Annotated in this window: 11 protein-coding genes and 3 pseudogenes; 11 read left to right on the plus strand and 3 right to left on the minus strand. The window is 70.0% G+C overall.

Annotated features, from left to right (window positions below; genetic code table 11):
* Window positions 1-125 precede the first annotated feature (125 nt).
* From Pflav_RS38840 to Pflav_RS38850, 4 genes are all read left to right on the plus strand, one after another.
* The gene (locus Pflav_RS38840; RefSeq protein WP_173041565.1) at window positions 126-827 is read left to right on the plus strand and encodes an ABC transporter ATP-binding protein; all 702 of its coding nucleotides are present in this window, start codon (window positions 126-128) and stop codon (window positions 825-827) included.
* Window positions 824-2,596, plus strand: a complete 1,773-nt coding sequence (locus Pflav_RS38845; RefSeq protein ID WP_232072423.1) for an ABC transporter permease — start codon at window positions 824-826, stop codon at window positions 2,594-2,596. Before Pflav_RS38840 ends, Pflav_RS38845 begins: the two co-directional genes overlap by 4 nt.
* A complete protein-coding gene (locus Pflav_RS46765) occupies window positions 2,497-3,111 on the plus strand; it encodes an ABC transporter permease (RefSeq protein ID WP_232072425.1) in 615 nt (204 codons plus the stop codon). Before Pflav_RS38845 ends, Pflav_RS46765 begins: the two co-directional genes overlap by 100 nt.
* Before the next feature lie 78 nt (window positions 3,112-3,189).
* Window positions 3,190-4,170 carry a helix-turn-helix domain-containing protein gene (locus tag Pflav_RS38850; protein WP_173041566.1) on the plus strand — a complete coding sequence of 327 codons (981 nt, stop codon included), beginning with the start codon at window positions 3,190-3,192 and terminating at the stop codon, window positions 4,168-4,170.
* Window positions 4,171-4,178: 8 nt separating this feature from the next.
* Here the strand turns inward: Pflav_RS38850 and Pflav_RS38855 are convergent, their stop codons facing one another.
* Window positions 4,179-4,490 carry a hypothetical protein gene (locus Pflav_RS38855; protein WP_173041567.1) on the minus strand — a complete coding sequence of 104 codons (312 nt, stop codon included), beginning with the start codon at window positions 4,488-4,490 and terminating at the stop codon, window positions 4,179-4,181.
* Window positions 4,491-4,729: 239 nt separating this feature from the next.
* Here Pflav_RS38855 and Pflav_RS38860 point away from each other — a divergent pair, with 239 nt between their 5' ends.
* Window positions 4,730-4,945, plus strand: a complete 216-nt coding sequence (locus tag Pflav_RS38860) for a hypothetical protein (protein WP_173041568.1) — start codon at window positions 4,730-4,732, stop codon at window positions 4,943-4,945.
* Window positions 4,946-5,019: 74 nt separating this feature from the next.
* Here Pflav_RS38860 and Pflav_RS49200 read toward each other — a convergent pair.
* Window positions 5,020-6,056, minus strand: a pseudogene (locus Pflav_RS49200) (LacI family DNA-binding transcriptional regulator).
* Window positions 6,057-6,263: 207 nt separating this feature from the next.
* Here Pflav_RS49200 and Pflav_RS46780 point away from each other — a divergent pair.
* The 4 genes and pseudogenes from Pflav_RS46780 to rhaS form a co-directional block, all read left to right on the plus strand.
* Window positions 6,264-6,749: pseudogene (locus Pflav_RS46780) on the plus strand (ATP-binding cassette domain-containing protein); the annotation flags it as partial.
* 170 nt (window positions 6,750-6,919) lie between these two features.
* On the plus strand, window positions 6,920-7,798 hold the full coding sequence (locus tag Pflav_RS46785) for an ATP-binding cassette domain-containing protein (protein ID WP_232072796.1): 879 nt from the start codon (window positions 6,920-6,922) through the stop codon (window positions 7,796-7,798).
* The gene (locus tag Pflav_RS46790) at window positions 7,795-9,822 is read left to right on the plus strand and encodes an ABC transporter permease (protein WP_173041569.1); all 2,028 of its coding nucleotides are present in this window, start codon (window positions 7,795-7,797) and stop codon (window positions 9,820-9,822) included. The genes Pflav_RS46785 and Pflav_RS46790 overlap by 4 nt, the downstream gene beginning before the upstream one ends.
* A gap of 95 nt (window positions 9,823-9,917) precedes the next feature.
* Window positions 9,918-10,924, plus strand: a pseudogene (rhaS, locus tag Pflav_RS38880) (rhamnose ABC transporter substrate-binding protein).
* A 551-nt stretch (window positions 10,925-11,475) separates the two neighbouring features.
* On the opposite strand, the gene pgi reads toward rhaS, so the two are convergent.
* A complete protein-coding gene (gene pgi / locus Pflav_RS38885; RefSeq protein ID WP_173041570.1) occupies window positions 11,476-13,122 on the minus strand; it encodes a glucose-6-phosphate isomerase in 1,647 nt (548 codons plus the stop codon).
* Window positions 13,123-13,219: 97 nt separating this feature from the next.
* Between pgi and Pflav_RS38890 the strand changes: the two genes are divergently transcribed.
* Together Pflav_RS38890 and Pflav_RS38895 are read left to right on the plus strand one after the other, a co-directional pair.
* Window positions 13,220-14,284, plus strand: coding sequence for a TIGR03885 family FMN-dependent LLM class oxidoreductase (locus Pflav_RS38890; protein WP_332107835.1), 1,065 nt, complete (start codon window positions 13,220-13,222; stop codon window positions 14,282-14,284).
* The gene (locus Pflav_RS38895) at window positions 14,184-15,854 is read left to right on the plus strand and encodes an alpha-amylase family protein (RefSeq protein WP_173041571.1); all 1,671 of its coding nucleotides are present in this window, start codon (window positions 14,184-14,186) and stop codon (window positions 15,852-15,854) included. The genes Pflav_RS38890 and Pflav_RS38895 overlap by 101 nt, the downstream gene beginning before the upstream one ends.
* Window positions 15,855-15,897: the final 43 nt, after the last annotated feature.

The raw sequence follows: 15,897 nt of genomic DNA on the forward strand, positions 1-15,897 counted from the left end.
AGGCCGCCGCGGTACGGCACATCATCCCCGCGAGCCAGCGCATACATCCCCAGGATGAGACCCGTCGAGAGTTACCACCGGGAGCCGATGCCCGAGCGCTGCCGCCCGGGGCAGTCTCTACGACCATGAGTGACGAAGGCAACGAGCCAGCGGTCGTCCGGCTGTCGGATGTCCGGAAGGAGTACGGCGAGGCGGTGGCCCTCGCCGGGGTCTCGCTGGAGATCCGGGCCGGCGAGGCGGTCGCCGTGATGGGCCCCTCGGGCAGTGGCAAGTCGACTCTGCTGAACGTCATCGCCGGGCTGGACCGGCCGACGTCCGGCTCGGTCGTCATACACGGTGACGACCTCGGCCGGCTGGACGAGAAAGGGCTAGCCCTCTTCCGCCGGCGCCGGATCGGCATGATCTTCCAGTTCTTCAACCTGATCGACGACCTGCCCGCCCTCGACAACGTGGCGCTCGCCGCCCAGCTCGCCGGCGTGGCCGCCCCGCACGCTCGCCGCCGCGCGCTGGAGCTGCTCGACGAGCTCGGCATCGCGGCGCGGCGCAACACGTACCCGGCCCAGCTCAGCGGCGGTGAGCGGCAGCGCGTTGCGGTGGCCCGGGCGCTGATGAACCGGCCCGCCCTCCTGCTGGCCGACGAGCCCACCGGCGCGCTCGACAGCCGGGTCGGCGAGCAGGTGATGGACCTGCTCCTCGACCTCAACCAGATTGGCCAGACGCTGCTGATGGTGACCCACGACGAGCGGCTCGCCACCCGTTGCGCCAGCCGGGTGATCGAGATCGTCGACGGTCAGGTCGCCCACGAGCGCACCCTGGAGCGCGCATGAGCGCCGTCTGGCTGGCGGCCCGCGCGGCGGTACGCCGGCGGAGGCTCCAGACCGCGGTCGTGGGGATCGTCGTCGGGGTCTCGACCACGATGATCGTGGTGGCACTCGGGCTGCTCGCCGTCTCGGCCGGCCCCTTCGACCGGGCCTACGCCCAGCAGCGTGGCGCGCACCTCGCCGTCACGTACGACAGGGCGAAGGTGACCGACGCCGGGCTCACGTCGAACGCCGGGTCGTCGGGGGTCGAGGCGGTCGCCGGCCCGTTCGGCCAGGCCACGGTCGAGCTCGGCGCCGCCGACCGACCTCGGCCGCAGCCCATGACTGTCGTCGGCCGTACCGATCCCGCCGGCCCGGTTGACCGCCTCAACGTCTGGCAGGGTCGCTGGGCGACCGCGCCCGGCGAGATCGTGCTCAACCAGAACCCGGTCCTCCCGGGCCGCTTCGTCCGCCTCGGCGGCCAGCTCACCGCCCCGGACGGCACCGCGCTGACCGTGGTCGGCCGCGCCTACAGCAGCAGCCGCTCGGCCGACGCGTGGGTCACGCCCGAGCAGATGACCGCGCTGCGCCCCACGGCGACCCAGATGCTCTACCGCTTGACCGAGGCGGACACCACCGCACAGGTGCAGGCGGGCGAGGCCGAGGTGACGCGTGGGCTGCCGGCGGACGCGCGGCTCGGCTCGACCTCGTACCTGGTACTCCGCGAGGCGGCCGCGCGCGAGGCGGCGTCGTACGTGACCTTCCTTGTCGCGTTCGGCGTGCTCGGCCTCGCGGTCGCGATCCTCATCGTGGCGAACGTGGTCAGCGGCGCCGTGGTCGCCGGCTTCCGGCACATCGGGGTGCTCAAGGCGCTCGGCTTCACCCCGACCCAGGTGCTGGTCGTGTACCTGACCATGGTCTCGGTGCCGGCGATCATCGGGTGCGCACTCGGCACGGTGCTCGGCAACGTGCTGGCCCGGCCGCTGCTGTCCCAGGCGTTCCGAAATCTGGGCGCCGAGGGCATCGGTGTGCCGGCCTGGGTGAGTGTCGCGGCGCTGCTCGGCGTACCGCTGATGGTCGCGCTCTCCGCCCTCGTGCCGGCCCTGCGGGCCCGGAGGCTGCCCGCGGCCGAGGCGATCAGCGCCGGGAGCGCGCCGCACAGCGGCCGTGGCCTGCGGGTCCAGCGCTGGCTCAGCGGTACCCGGCTGCCCCGCGCGGTGAGCCTCGGGCTCGGCCTGCCCTTCGCCCGACCGGCCCGCAGCGCTATGACGATGGCGGCGGTGGTGCTCGGCGTGACGAGCGTGACGCTGGCGATCGGCCTGGCCGGCTCGCTGACCCGGTACGAGCGGGCCGAGGCGCGCACGGGGGCGGTACAGGTGGAGGTGTTTACGGCCGGCGGCCCGGACTCCGGGTCGGCGGAGGACGAGGCGCTGCTGCGCTCGGTCCCCGGCACCCGCTACGTGCTCGGCGCCACCGAGGTACAGGTGCGGCAGGTCGGCAACACCGAGCAGACGATGCTGAGGCTCTACAAGGGAGATTCGGCCGCCCTCGGCCAGCAGGTCCTGGATGGACGGTGGCCGTCGGGCGCCGGTGAAGTGGCCGTCGCCAAACGCTTCCTGGTCCAACGTGGACTGTCCGTAGGGGACACATTCACGATCGAGGGGGCAAGGGGGCGACACAGGTGCGGATCGTCGGCATGGTGCTCTTCAACGAGACCGAAACGATCATCGCGGACTGGCCGACCGCCGCGCTTGTCGCGCCGGACGCGCTGCCCGACCGCTTCGAGGTGCGGCTGACCGAGGGTACGGACGCCGCGGCGTACATGGAGGCGGTCAAGAAGGCCGCTCCGAACCTGGTGGCGTTCCCGCCCGAGGGCGAGGAGGAGTTCGTCGTGATCGTGCTGGTGACGGTCACCCTGCTGACGCTGATGCTCGCGGTCGTGGCCGCGCTGGGCGTCTTCAACACCGCCGTGCTCAGCACCCGCGAGCGCCGGCGCGACCTCGGCATGCTCAAGTCGATCGGGATGACCCCGGGCCAGGTCGTCGTGATGGTGGTGACCTCGATGGCGGCGCTCGGCGCGCTCGGCGGCCTGCTGGGCATCCCGATCGGCGTGGCCGCCCACCGTGTGGTGCTGCCGGCCATGGCGAACGCCGCCCAGGTTGGCTTCCCCTCCGTCGTGCTCGACGTCTACAAGGGACCGACGCTCGCCCTGCTGGCCCTGGCCGGCGTCGCGATCGCCGCGGTGGGCGCGCTTGTACCGGCCCGGTCGGCGGCCCGGGCCACGATCGCCGAGGTACTACACAACGAGTGACCACGCGAGCGCGATCTTTCGGTCCAAGAAAATTGCGATCATTGATCAACCTCGGGGCCCGGGTGCATCGTGGAAGTCATGCGAAACGGGGAAGCTCTGCTCGGGCCAGAGGAGGAGTGGGCATACCGGGTGCTGGTCCGCCTGGGTACGGCCCGCGCGGACGAGGTGGCGGCGCGGATGTCGCTCCCGCCGGACGACGGGCAGCGACTGCTGGCGGGACTGAGTGACAAGGGCCTGGCGGCAACGGCCGACGGTGCGGACGTGTACCGGCCGCTGCCGCCGGAGCCCGCGCTCGGTACCGAGCTGCTGCGCCGCCAGGAGTCGCTGGAGGAGGCGCGGCGCGGGTTGGCGGCGCTGAGCGAGGAGTACCTGACCAGCGCCCGGCGCCGGTACGCGGACCAGCTGGTGGAGATCGTGGTCGGGGCGGCCGCGCTGCGCGAGCGGATCCGCCGGCTCCAGGACTCGGCGAAGACCGAGATGCTCTGGCTCTGCCGGGCGAACGCGGTGGCGATGGAGAGCGCGGAGAACACCGAGGAGTTCGACGCGCTCGACCGTGGCGTCCACTACCAGGTGATCTACGAGCGGGCGCTGCTGATGGAGCCGGGCATGCAGGCCAACGTCGCCGACGGCATCCGCCGGGGCGAGGAGGCGCGCAGCCTGCGTACGCTGCCGGTGCGGCTGGCCGTCGCGGACCGTACGACGGCGATCTGCCCGCTGGTCCGTGGCGACGAGGGCGACGTCGGCGAGCCGTCCGCCGCGATCATCGGGCGCAGCCAGCTGCTCGACGCGCTGATCGCGCTCTTCCTGAGCCATTGGGACGTGGCCACGCCGGTACGGATCGACGGTGGCGTGCCGGACGAGGAGCCGGACCTGCCGGACGAGTCCGAGCGGTTCGTGCTCTCGCTGCTCGTGGCCGGCGTACCGGACAAGTCGATCGCGTCCCAGATGGGGGTGAGTCGCCGTACCGTGCAGCGCCGGCTGGACCGCCTGATGGCACTGGCCGGCGTGGACACCCGGCCCGGCCTGGCCTTTCAAGCCGCCCGCCGCGGCTGGCTCTAGCCCACGGCCTAATGCAGGCCGTACGCGCGGATCACCGTCTGGGTGACCGTACTGCCGGCCGCGTCGCGGGCGTGGACGCGCAGGGACACGCTTTCCGCGCCGGCCGGCACCAGGGCGCGGTAGCCGTCGCCGTGCCGGATCACCGGTACGGCACGCCAGGTCGTGCCCTCGTCGAGCGAAATCTCGACCCGCAGTGTGGTGGCGCACAGCCCTTCCTGGTGCCACAGCGTCAGCCCGAGCAGGTGCGGGTGCCGGCCGGAGACGTACTGCCACTCCGTGCCGGGCGGCACCTCGGTCATCCCTCCGCCGATGGGGTTCATCTCGTCCCTACGGTCGGTGTCCGGCGCGCGATACGAACCATGGCGTGAGTGTGTGGTCGGGTGGCGGGAGGGTCACTACCTCTGTGCGCGCGCAAAGGCGACATGTCGCCAGATGGACAACGGGATCCTGACGCGAAGGGGCCAGCTGCGCGTTTACGCACTTCGCTTCTGGCGGTACGCCTGAAACTGTAAACTTCCTTAAACGTTTATCCATGCGAACGTTTGGATGGGAGAAGCGGATGAAGCGAGCGTTGTACAGGCTGGCGGTCGTGGCCGCGGTAGCGGCCGCCTTCGGTGGCGCGGTCGCGTCCCCGGCAAGCGCCGGGGTGGTGGGTGTCTACCCCAGCGCGGAGTCCTGCCACGCCTTCGGCCAGCGAGGGGTCGGCACGCTCTGGAACTACTACTCCTGCTACCCGGCGACCGGCGGCTGGGCCCTCTGGGCACCCGGCTACTGACCGTTCCCGAACAACCCGGCCGGACTGTCCCGTAGCGGACGTCCGGCCGGTTTTGGTTGGTGTCGTAGGTCGAGTCACACCTCCATGAGGGGCCGCTGGCTGGACTCGCGTACGACGAGTTCGGGTTCGAAGATGACTTGTTGGTGTTGGTGGGTTTGGGGGTTGTTGGCTTCGTCGAGGAGGAGTTCGGCGGCGGTTTGGCCGAGGCGTTGGCGGGGTTGGCGGACGGAGGAGAGGGGTACGGCTGCGGCGGCGGCGAATTCGATGTCGTCGTAGCCGACGAGTGCGATGTCGTCGGGTACGCGTATCTGTTGGCGGGTGAGTACTTGGAGGACGCCGAGTGCGAGGAGGTCGTTGGCGCAGAAGACGGCGGTGGCTCGTGAGTTCTTGGGTTGGCCGAGGATGCGGGCGGCGGCGTCGCGGCCGGCGGCGACGGTGAGCGCGGGCGTGTCGTAGCGGCGCAGGTTTTCCTCGCCGAGCCCGGCGCCGGTCAGGGCCTGGAGCGCGCCGTCGTACCGATCCCGGACCTGTTCGAGGCGGTGTGGTCCGCCGACGTAGGCGATGCGGCGGTGCCCGCTCTCGACGAGGTGGCGCACGGCGAGCTCGCCGCCGAGCCGGTCGTCCACCGACACGGAGCAGAGGTCGGCTTCGGGGAGCGGCGGTCCAGGAGCACGACTCGGACCCCGCGGTCGCGGAGGCGGTGGAGTCGTTGGCTGGCGTCGTCGATGGGGGTGATGAGGACGCCTTGGACGCGTTGTTCTTCGAGGAGGTCGAGGTAGGCGTTTTCTTTGTTTTGGTTGCCGTCGCTGTTGCAGAAGATGACGGGCATGCCGGCGGTGCTGGTGGTGTCTTCGACGCCTTTGGCGACGTCGGTGAAGAAGGGGTTGGCGACGTCGAGGACGACGAGGCCGAGGGTGCGGCCGCGGCCGCGGCGTAGTTGGCGGGCGGCGTCGTTGGGGACGAAGCCGAGTTCGGTGATGGCGGCGAGGACGCGGGTGCGGGTGGCGTTGGCGACGATGTCGGGGCGGTTGAGCACATTGGACACGGTGCCGACAGACACTCCCGCGTGATTGGCCACGTCCCGGATGCTGACCAGCGGGATCTCCGACACCGTCGCTCTCCTTGCCTCGGCCGCCTCCGCCTTCGCTGGCGGCGCGGTACTGAATCGTGTCAAGAATGCCTCACGATGACGAGCGGGTTGGAAAGCCCTTGCCCGTCTAACGATTCGGTAACCGGGCTGAAACTCTTGACCGGTCCGGAAACCAGCCCTTAACGTCTATCCCACGAGCCCATGAAACGTTTCACTAGCCTAAGCCGGATGCAGGGAGGCGTCGTGCCCGAACGTCCCGAGCACCCTGCGGCACTGCTCACCCTGTCCGGGGTGCGCAAGTCGTTCGGCGCTGTCCACGCGCTGGTGGATGGTCGTCTGGAGCTGCGTGCGAGTGAGGTGCACGCCCTGGTGGGGGAAAACGGGGCGGGCAAGTCGACGCTGGTGAAGATCCTGGCCGGCGTCCACGCCCCGGACGAGGGTGTGCTGAGCCTTGACGGCCAGCCCCGGCTCTTCGGCGGCCCGGCGGATGCGCGGGCGGCGGGGATCGCGGTGATCTACCAGGAGCCGACGCTGTTCCCGGATCTTTCGGTGGCGGAAAACATCTTCATGGGCCGGCAGCCGCTGCGGAGCCTGCGCCGGATCGACACGGCCGCGATGCGCCGGCGCACGTCGGAGCTGTTCGCCCGGCTTGGTGTGCGGATGGATCCGGACCGCCCGGCACGTGGCCTGTCGATCGCGGACCAGCAGCTTGTCGAGATAGCCAAGGCGCTGTCGTTCGACGCGCGGGTGCTGGTGATGGACGAGCCTACAGCGGCCCTGTCGGGTGTCGAGGTGGAGCGGCTGTTCGCCGTGGTCCGCTCCCTGCGCGAGTCCGGGTCGGCCGTCCTGTTCATCTCGCACCGGTTCGACGAGGTCTTCGCCTTGTGCCAGCGGGTGACGGTGATGCGCGACGGCCGCTGGGTCTCGACCGATCCCACCGAGGAGCTGACGGTGGGTCAGGTGGTGCGGCGGATGGTCGGCCGGGAGGTCTCCCAGCTTTACCCGAAGCAGGACACCCAGGCCGGCGACGTGGTCCTCGAAGTCCGCGACCTGACCCGGCTCGGCGTCTTCGACGGGGTCACTTTCGACGTCCGCGCGGGGAGATCGTCGCGCTCGCCGGCCTGGTCGGCGCCGGACGGAGTGAGGTGGTCCGCGCGGTGTTCGGCGTGGACCGGTACGACTCCGGTGAGGTCCTGGTCGGCGGGAAGCGCCTGCCCCGTGGCAGACCGAGTGCCGCGATGGCCGCCGGGGTCGCGCTGGTTCCGGAGGACCGTCGGCAGCAGGGCCTGGTGATGGAGCTGTCGATCGAGCGGAACGCCACGCTGACCCGCCGCTGGTCACTGTCCCGCTTCGGCCTGCTCGGCCCGCGCAGCGAGCGGGAGGACGCCCGCGAGTGGACCCGACGCCTACAGGTCAAGGCCGGTCACCTCGCCGATCCGGTGTCCACATTGTCCGGTGGCAACCAGCAGAAGGTCGTGCTCGCCAAGTGGCTGTCGACGAATCCGCGAGTGTTGATCGTGGATGAGCCGACGCGCGGGATCGACGTGGGGACGAAGGCGGAGGTACATCGGCTGATGTCCCAGCTCGCCGCCGACGGCGTGGCGGTGTTGATGGTTTCCAGCGAGCTGCCCGAGGTGCTGGGCATGGCCGACCGGGTCCTGGTGATGCACGAGGGCCGGCTGGTCGAGGAGATCGCCCGGGAGCGGGCCGACGAGGAGTCCGTGATGCTCGCCGCGACCGGCCAGCCCGGTGGTGCCGCGTGACCACCACGACCCGCGCAGCCGCACCTCCACCCACCCGCGCCCGCGGCGACGTCCGCGGGGCCCGCAGGTTGTTCGTGGTCCGCGAGCTGGGCATCGGCTTGGCGCTTGTGTTGCTGGTCGCGGTGACCACGATCTACAACCCGCGCTTCCTGAACGCCCAGTCCCGCAAGGACCTGATGCTCGGCGCCACCATCCTGATCGTCCTGGCGGTGGGTCAGGCGATCGTGGTGATCACTCGCAACGTCGACCTGTCCGTCGGCTCGGTGCTCGGCCTGTCCGCGTTCGCGACCGGGAAGCTGCTTCTGGCCATGCCGGACGCCCCGATCGTGCTCGCGGTGCTGGCCGGTGTCGGGCTGGGCATGCTCTGCGGGGCGATCAACGGCGCCCTGATCGCGATCGCGAGGGTGCCGGCCCTGGTCGTGACGCTGGGCACCCTCTACGTGTTCCGTGGCATCGACTATTCGTGGGCGGCTGGGCAGCAGATCAACGCGGCCGACATGCCGTCCGGGTTCAAGCGGATGGGCACCCAGACCCTGATCGGCATCCCGGTGCTCGCGCTCTTCGCGGTCGCGGTGTTGCTGATCGCCGGGTTCTACCTGCGCTCGTACCGCTCGGGGCGGGAGATGTACGCGATCGGCTCCGACCCGGCCGCGGCCCGGCTGTCCGGCATCCCGGTGGGGTGGCGCGTGTTCACCGCGATGACCCTCTCCGGTGCCCTCGCCGGGCTGGCCGGGGTGCTGCACGCGGCCCGGTTCGGCACCATCGACGCCGCCGCCGGCAACGGGATCGAGCTCAACGTCGTCGCCGCCGTCGTCGTGGGCGGTGTGGCGATCTTCGGAGGGAGCGGCTCGGTGTACGGCGCGGCACTTGGCGCGCTGCTGCTCAGCACGATCGGGAGCGCGTTGCCGGTGTTGCGGATCGACCCGTTTTGGCAGCAAGCGGTCGTCGGCGCCCTCATCTTGGCCGCGATCGGGCTGGACCGGGCACTCACCGCCCGGATAGCGCACCGGCTCAGGGAAGGAGGGCCCGCGGTGCTTAAGCGCTTGGGCAGCTGGGACGTGCTGGTGATCGTGGTCCTGGCCCTCGTGGTGGTCGTCTCCTCGGCCGCGGTGGAAGGGTTTGCCTCCTCCCGGTTCTGGGGCTTCCTGCTCCTCGACGTCATCCCGATCGCGCTGATCGCGCTGCCGATGACCTTCGTGATCATCACCGGCGAGATCGACCTGTCGGTGGCCAGCGTGCTGGGGCTGTCCAGCGCGGTGATGGGCCAGCTCTGGGTCTCCGGCGTGCCGCTGCCGCTGATCCTGCCGATCATCCTGCTGCTCGGCGTGGTCCTCGGTGCGGTCAACGGCCTGTTCGTCACCGGGTTCGGGCTGCCCTCGCTCGCGGTCACGATCGGGACCCTCGCGCTCTACAGAGGACTCGCCTACGTCGTCCTCGGCGACCGCGCCGTCGCCGACTTCCCGTTTGCGTGGACAGGGCAGGCCATCGAGGCCCTGCCGGGCACCACCATCCCGTGGGCGGCAGCGACAGTAGCAGGCCTCGCGGTGATCTTCGGGATCGTGCTGCACGCGACCCCGATCGGGCGGGCGCTCTTCGCGATGGGCAACAACGACCAGGCCGCCACCTTCTCCGGCATCTCGGTGGCGAAGACGAAGTTCTGGCTCTTCGTACTCACCGCGACCGTCGCCGCCCTCGCCGGCTTCTTCTGGACCATGCGCTACGCGAGCGCCCGTGCGGACAACGGCGCCGGCCTGGAACTGTCCGTCGTGGCCGCGGTCCTACTCGGCGGGGTCTCCATCTTCGGCGGCCGGGGCAGCCTGCTCGGCGTGATGGCTGGGGTGCTGCTGCTCATCACGCTCCGCAACGCCCTCCAACTCGCCGACGTGCCGGCGGACACGCTCACCGTGGTCACCGGCGCCCTACTGATCATCTCCGTCGTCGGCCCCAACGCGGCCACCATGCTCCGCGCTCGCCTCCGCCGGCGACGACCCGCTGTGCCGACCGGGCCTGCGGTTAGCCCCTAAGCCCACATGTTCTGTCGAGGAAGGAAACAGCCATGAGAGGTATGCGGACCCGACGCATGCGCGTGGGGGCTTCCATTGTCGCGCTGTCGGCGTTGATGCTGGGCGCGACGGCCTGCGCCAGCGACGAGGAGGGCGACACCCCGGCCGCCGGCGGCGCCAGTGGGGGTGCGGCGGGGCAGATCAAGGAGGGCCTGAGTGTGGCCTTCTTGCCCAAGCAGGTGAACAACCCGTACTTCACCGTCTCCGACAACGGTGGCAAGTCCGCGGTGGAGGAGTTCAAGGGCGAGTACAAGGAGGTCGGCCCCTCTGAAGCGTCGGCCTCTTCCCAGGTCTCGTACATCAACACGTTGACCCAGCAGGGCTCCGACGTGATCGTCATTTCCGCCAACGACCCGAATGCGATCTGCGGCGCGGTCAACCAGGCTCGGCGGGGCGGGGCGAAGGTCGTCACGTTCGACTCGGACACCAACAAGGACTGCCGTGACCTGTTCGTCAACCAGGTGACCGCGCAGGGCATCGCGGAAAACCAGGTCAAGCTGATCTCGGACCAGATCGGTGGCGCCGGGAAGATCGCGATCCTGTCCGCGACGGCGAACGCGACGAACCAGAACGCCTGGATCGAGCTGATGAAGACTGAGCTGAAGAAGCCCGAGTACTCCAAGATCGAGCTGGTCACGGTGGCGTACGGCAACGACGAGGACCAGAAGTCGTTCCAGGAGACCCAGGGCCTGCTCTCTTCCTACCCCGACCTCAAGGGATCATCTCGCCGACCACAGTCGGTGTGGCGGCGGCCGCTAGGTACCTGTCCGGGTCGCAGTACAAGGGGAAGGTCGCGCTGACGGGCTTGGGGACGCCGAACCAGATGCGCGAGTTCGTCAAGGACGGCACGGTCAAGAACTTCGCGCTGTGGAGCCCGGCCGACCTGGGGTACCTGGCCGCCTACGCCGGCGCCGCCCTCGCCTCCGGGATGATCAGCGGTAAGGAAGGCGAGAAGTTCACCGCCGGCAAGCTCGGCGAATACACCATCGGCACCGACGGCGTCGTGGTCCTCGGCCCGCCCACCGTCTTCGACGCCGGCAACATCGACCAGTTCAACTTCTGATCCCGAAGACTCCTCCGGTGCCGGCGAGGCCATGTGCGGGGCAGCGCCGGCACCGGAGGGCGTAAAACGATTCAAGACCAAGAAGATTTGAGCTACCGCGACGTCCGCGGTGGTCCGGACCGCCGCTCCCGCAGCCTCACCCTCGGCGCCTGGGTTGCGGTTACCCCTTTTGCCTCCGGCGGGGATCACCGGCCTCCGGGATGGCGCCGATGGTGGGGTGCGCGCCCCTCGTGCCGGCAAAGTCGCCGCGCGGGTCACCCGCACAGGCCAGCATGACCGAAATGCCCGCCTCTCGCGGCGGCGGAAGCAGATCATGGTATTTAGCTGCCCCTATGAGGGCAGCTAGATACCACGATCTATTGAAGCGGCGGCGCCGGCCGCTGGCCGGCGGGTGGGGTGTGAAACGCGGAGGGTGAGGCTGCGGGAGCAGCGGTCTGGACCACCGCGGACATCGCGGTAGCTCATGATCAATTGATCTGCGATGAGATCGTGGACAGACCGCTGCCTTTCGCCTCGCGACGCCGCACCAACCCTGATCCAGGCGCCTGGGGTTAGCGGCCGCGTAGCTCGCGGTAGCTTGCGACGAGGTTGGCGGTGGACGGGTCCAGACCCGACACGTCCGCACCCTCGGTGAGCGCCGGCTCGACCCGCTTGGCGAGCACCTTGCCCAGCTCCACGCCCCACTGGTCGAACGAGTCGATGTCCCAGATCGCGCCCTGCACGAAGACCTTGTGCTCGTACAGCGCGACGAGCTGCCCGAGCACCGACGGCGACAGCTCGTTGGCGAGGATCGTGGTCGTCGGGTGGTTGCCCAGGAACGTACGGTGCGGCACCTGCTCCTCCGGCACCCCCTCGGCGCGTACCTCGTCGGCGGTCTTGCCGAACGCGAGCGCCTGCCCCTGCGCGAAGAGGTTGGCCATCAGCAGGTCGTGCTGCGCGGCAAGCCGTGGCGGCAGCTCGGCCACCGGCTGGGCGAAGCCGATCAGGTCGGCCGGGATCATCTTCGTACCCTGGTGCAGCAGCTGGTAGTACGCGTGCTGCCCGTTGGTGCCGGGCGTACCCCACACCACCGGGCCGGTCTGCCACCGCACCGGCTCGCCCTGGCGGTCGATGTACTTGCCGTTGGACTCCATGTCGAGCTGCTGAAGGTATGCCGTGAACTTGGAGAGGTAGTGGCTGTACGGCAGCACCGCGTGCGACTGGGAGTCGAAGAAGGCGCCGTACCAGACGCCGAGCAGGCCGAGCAGCATCGGCGCATTCGCCTCCGGCGGCGCGTTGCGGAAGTGCTCGTCCACGAGGTGGAAGCCGTCGAGCATCTCGCGGAAGCGGTCCGGTCCGATCGCGACCATCAGCGAGAGGCCGATCGCGGAGTCGTACGAGTAGCGGCCGCCCACCCAGTCCCAGAACTCGAACATGTTCTGCGTGTCGATGCCGAAGTCGGCGACCTCCTTGGCGTTTGTCGACAGCGCGACGAAGTGCTTCGCGACCGCGCTCTCGTCGCCGCCGAGCCCGTCGACGAGCCAGGTGCGGGCCGAGGTGGCGTTGGTGATGGTCTCGATCGTGGTGAACGTCTTCGACGCGACGATGAAGAGTGTCTCGGCCTGGTCGAGGTCACGGACCGCCTCGTGCAGGTCCGCGCCATCCACGTTGGACACGAAGCGGAAGTCGAGCGCGCGTGCGGTGTACGGCCGGAGCGCCTCGTACGCCATCGCGGGCCCCAGGTCGGAGCCGCCGATGCCGATGTTGACGACCGTACGGATCCGCTTGCCGGTGGCGCCGGTCCAGGCGCCGGTCCGTACCGAGTTGGCGAACTGGGCCATCTTGTCCAGAACCGCGTGCACGGCCGGCACGACGTTCTCACCGTCCACCTCGATCACCGCGTCCCGTGGTGCGCGCAGGGCGGTGTGCAGCACAGCGCGACGCTCAGTGACATTGATCTTCTCGCCACGGAACATCGCGTCGCGGAGCTCGGCCACGCCCCGCGCCGCCGCCAGGTCACGCAGCAGCGCCAGCGTCTCGCCGGTGACGAGGTGCTTGGAGTAGTCCAGGTAGAGATCACCGACCCGCACCGTGAGCTGGCTGGCGCGCCCCGGGTCGGCCCCGAACAGCTCCCGCAGGTGCGTCCCGCCCAGCTCCGCGCGGTGTTTGGCCAGCGCGGCCCACTCGGGTAGCTCGTTGAGGCGGACGGTCTCAGGCATCGCTCACTCCCGGCTTTTCGTACGGACGCACCTGACTTTATCCGTCACCGATGAACGGCCGGTGTAAGACTGCGCGGATAGGGGCACGTTCTCGCGCATGACCCTCTACGGCTTCCACGCCTCGCATGAGCAGATCACCCCCGGTAACCTGCTCGCGGCGGCCGTCCGGGCCGAGCGGGCCGGCTTCGACGCGGCGATGTCCTCCGACCACTTCTCCCCGTGGAGTGAGCGCCAGGGCGAGTCCGGCTTCGCCTGGTCGTGGCTGGGCGCCGCGCTCCAGGCCACCCGGCTGCCCTTCGGCGTCGTGACCGCACCCGGCCAGCGGTACCACCCGGCGATCCTCGCGCAGGCCATCGGCACGCTGGCCGCGATGTATCCGGGGCGGTTCTGGGCCGCGCTCGGCACCGGCGAGTACAGCAACGAGCACATCACCGGCGACGGCTGGCCGCGTAAGGAGGTGCGCAACGCCCGGCTGCGCGAGTGCGTCGACGTGATCCGGGCGCTGCTGGCCGGCGCCGAGGTGACCCACGACGGACTGGTCACGGTGGACCGGGCGAAGCTGTGGAGCCGTCCCGCCAGGATGCCCGCGCTGGTCGGCGCCGCGGTCGGCATCGAGACCGCGCGGTGGTGCGCGGAGTGGGCCGACGGACTGATCACAGTGGGCGCGCCGCACGATCACCTGCGCCGGATGGTCGACGCCTACCGCGAGGCCGGCGGTCGCGGGCCGCTGCGCCTCCAGGTACACGTCAGCTACGCGGCCGACGAGGAGGAGGCACTGCGGATCGCGCACGACCAGTGGCGTACCAACGTCTTCGCCCCACCGGTCTGCTGGGACCTCGAGCTTGTCGAGCACTTCGAGGAGGCGGCGAAGCACGTACCCCGGAGGCCATGCACGGCGTCGTGCGGATCTCCGCGGACCCGGGGCAGCACGCGGCCTGGCTCCAGGAGTACGCGGACCTCGGCTTCGAGCAGATCTTCGTGCACCACGTGGGGCAGGAGCAGGACGAGTTCCTGGACGTCTTCGGCGGCAAGGTGCTGCCCCAGCTGCGCGGGGGTGCGTCGTGAAGCTCAGCCACACCGCCGACCTGTGGTGGAAGAACGCGGTCGTCTACTGCCTCGACGTGGAGACCTTCTTCGACGCCAACGGCGACGGCTGCGGTGACTTCCGCGGCCTGGCCCAGCGCGTCGGGTACCTCGACGAGATGGGCGTGACCTGTATCTGGCTGATGCCCTTCTACCCGACGCCGGACCGCGACGACGGCTACGACATCACCGACTTCTACGGCGTCGACAGCCGGCTGGGCACCGGCGGCGAGTTCGTCGAGTTTCTCCAGGTGGCCCGCGACCGGGGCATCCGGGTGATCGCCGACCTCGTGGTCAACCACACCTCGAGCCGGCACCCGTGGTTTCAGAGCGCCCGCTCCAGCCCCGAGTCACCACACCGGGACTGGTACGTCTGGCGCGACAAGCCGCCCGCCGACGGCCCCGAGGGCGTCGTCTTCCCGGACCAGGAGAAGAGCCTCTGGGAGTACGACGAGCAGGCGGGACAGTACTACCTGCACCGGTTCTACAAGCACCAGCCGGACCTGAACGTGGCCAACCCAGCCGTCCGGGACGAGATCATGCGCGTGCTCGGCTACTGGCTCCACCTGGGACTGTCCGGCTTCCGGGTGGACGCGGTGCCGTTCCTGCTGGAGACCGACGGCGCGCTGGACGCGGAGGACCTGCCCGACCCGCACGCGTACCTGCGCGACCTGCGTGCCTACCTGTCCCGGCGCAACGGCGAGGCGGTGCTGCTCGGCGAGGTCAACCTGCCGTACCCGGACACCATGCGCTTCTTCGGCGACGAGGACGGCGACGAGCTCACGATGTGCTTCGACTTCATCGGGATGCAGCGGCTCTACCTGTCGCTGGCGCGGCAGCAGGCCGGCCCGCTCGCCGAGGCGCTGCGGGAGCGGCCGGAGCAGCCCAAGGACGCGCACTGGGCGACGTTCGTCCGCAACCACGACGAGCTGACGCTCGACAAGCTCAGCGAGCAGGAGCGGCAGGAGGTCTTCGACGCCTTCGGGCGGGAGCCGCGGATGCAGCTGTACGGCCGCGGCCTGCGCCGCCGCCTACCTCCCATGTTGGACGGTGACCCGGACCGGATCCGCCTTGTCTACAGCCTCCTCTTCTCACTGCCCGGCACGCCGGTGCTCTTCTACGGCGAGGAGATCGGCATGGGCGAGGAGCTGAGCTTCGAGGGGCGCAACGCGGTGCGCACCCCGATGCAGTGGTCCGACGACGACAACGCCGGCTTCTCCACGGGCGACCCGGAGAAGCTTGTCGCGCCGGTCGTCCAGGGCGAGTACGGCCCGTCAAAGGTCAACGTGGCGTCCCACCTCCGCGACCCGCACTCGCTGCTGTCCTGGATGAAGCTGCTGATCCGCCGCTACCGGCAGTGCCCCGAGCTGGCCTGGGGCCGGTACGAGGTACTGCCGCACGAGGCCGAGCAGGTGCTGGCCCACCGCGCCGACCAGGACGGCGGCACGGTGGTCGCGCTGCACAACTTCGCCGGCGAGCCGGTCGAGGTGGCGCTGCGGCTGGACGGCGTCGAGTCCGGCGACCGTTTGGTCGACCTGCTCGGCGACGGCGTCACGCCGGTGGGGGACGGGCGGGTGTCGCTGCGCCTGGACCGGTACGGCTGCCGGTGGCTACGAGTGGTCAAACCGGGCGAAGTGTTCCTCCCATAGCCCGTACGACTGTTTGTTTGGGTGCAAGAAACAAGGCTAACGT

Source organism: Phytohabitans flavus, from assembly GCF_011764545.1.
GTDB lineage: Bacteria > Actinomycetota > Actinomycetes > Mycobacteriales > Micromonosporaceae > Phytohabitans > Phytohabitans flavus.

Coding starts and splice junctions, on each gene's coding strand:
- Pflav_RS38840 (WP_173041565.1), top strand. CDS start 126: ATGAGTGACGAAGGCAACGAGCCAGCGGTCGTCCGGCTGTCGGATGTC.
- Pflav_RS38845 (WP_232072423.1), top strand. CDS start 824: ATGAGCGCCGTCTGGCTGGCGGCCCGCGCGGCGGTACGCCGGCGGAGG.
- Pflav_RS46765 (WP_232072425.1), top strand. CDS start 2,497: ATGGTGCTCTTCAACGAGACCGAAACGATCATCGCGGACTGGCCGACC.
- Pflav_RS38850 (WP_173041566.1), top strand. CDS start 3,190: ATGCGAAACGGGGAAGCTCTGCTCGGGCCAGAGGAGGAGTGGGCATAC.
- Pflav_RS38855 (WP_173041567.1), bottom strand. CDS start 4,490: ATGAACCCCATCGGCGGAGGGATGACCGAGGTGCCGCCCGGCACGGAG.
- Pflav_RS38860 (WP_173041568.1), top strand. CDS start 4,730: ATGAAGCGAGCGTTGTACAGGCTGGCGGTCGTGGCCGCGGTAGCGGCC.
- pgi (WP_173041570.1), bottom strand. CDS start 13,122: ATGCCTGAGACCGTCCGCCTCAACGAGCTACCCGAGTGGGCCGCGCTG.
- Pflav_RS38890 (WP_332107835.1), top strand. CDS start 13,220: ATGACCCTCTACGGCTTCCACGCCTCGCATGAGCAGATCACCCCCGGT.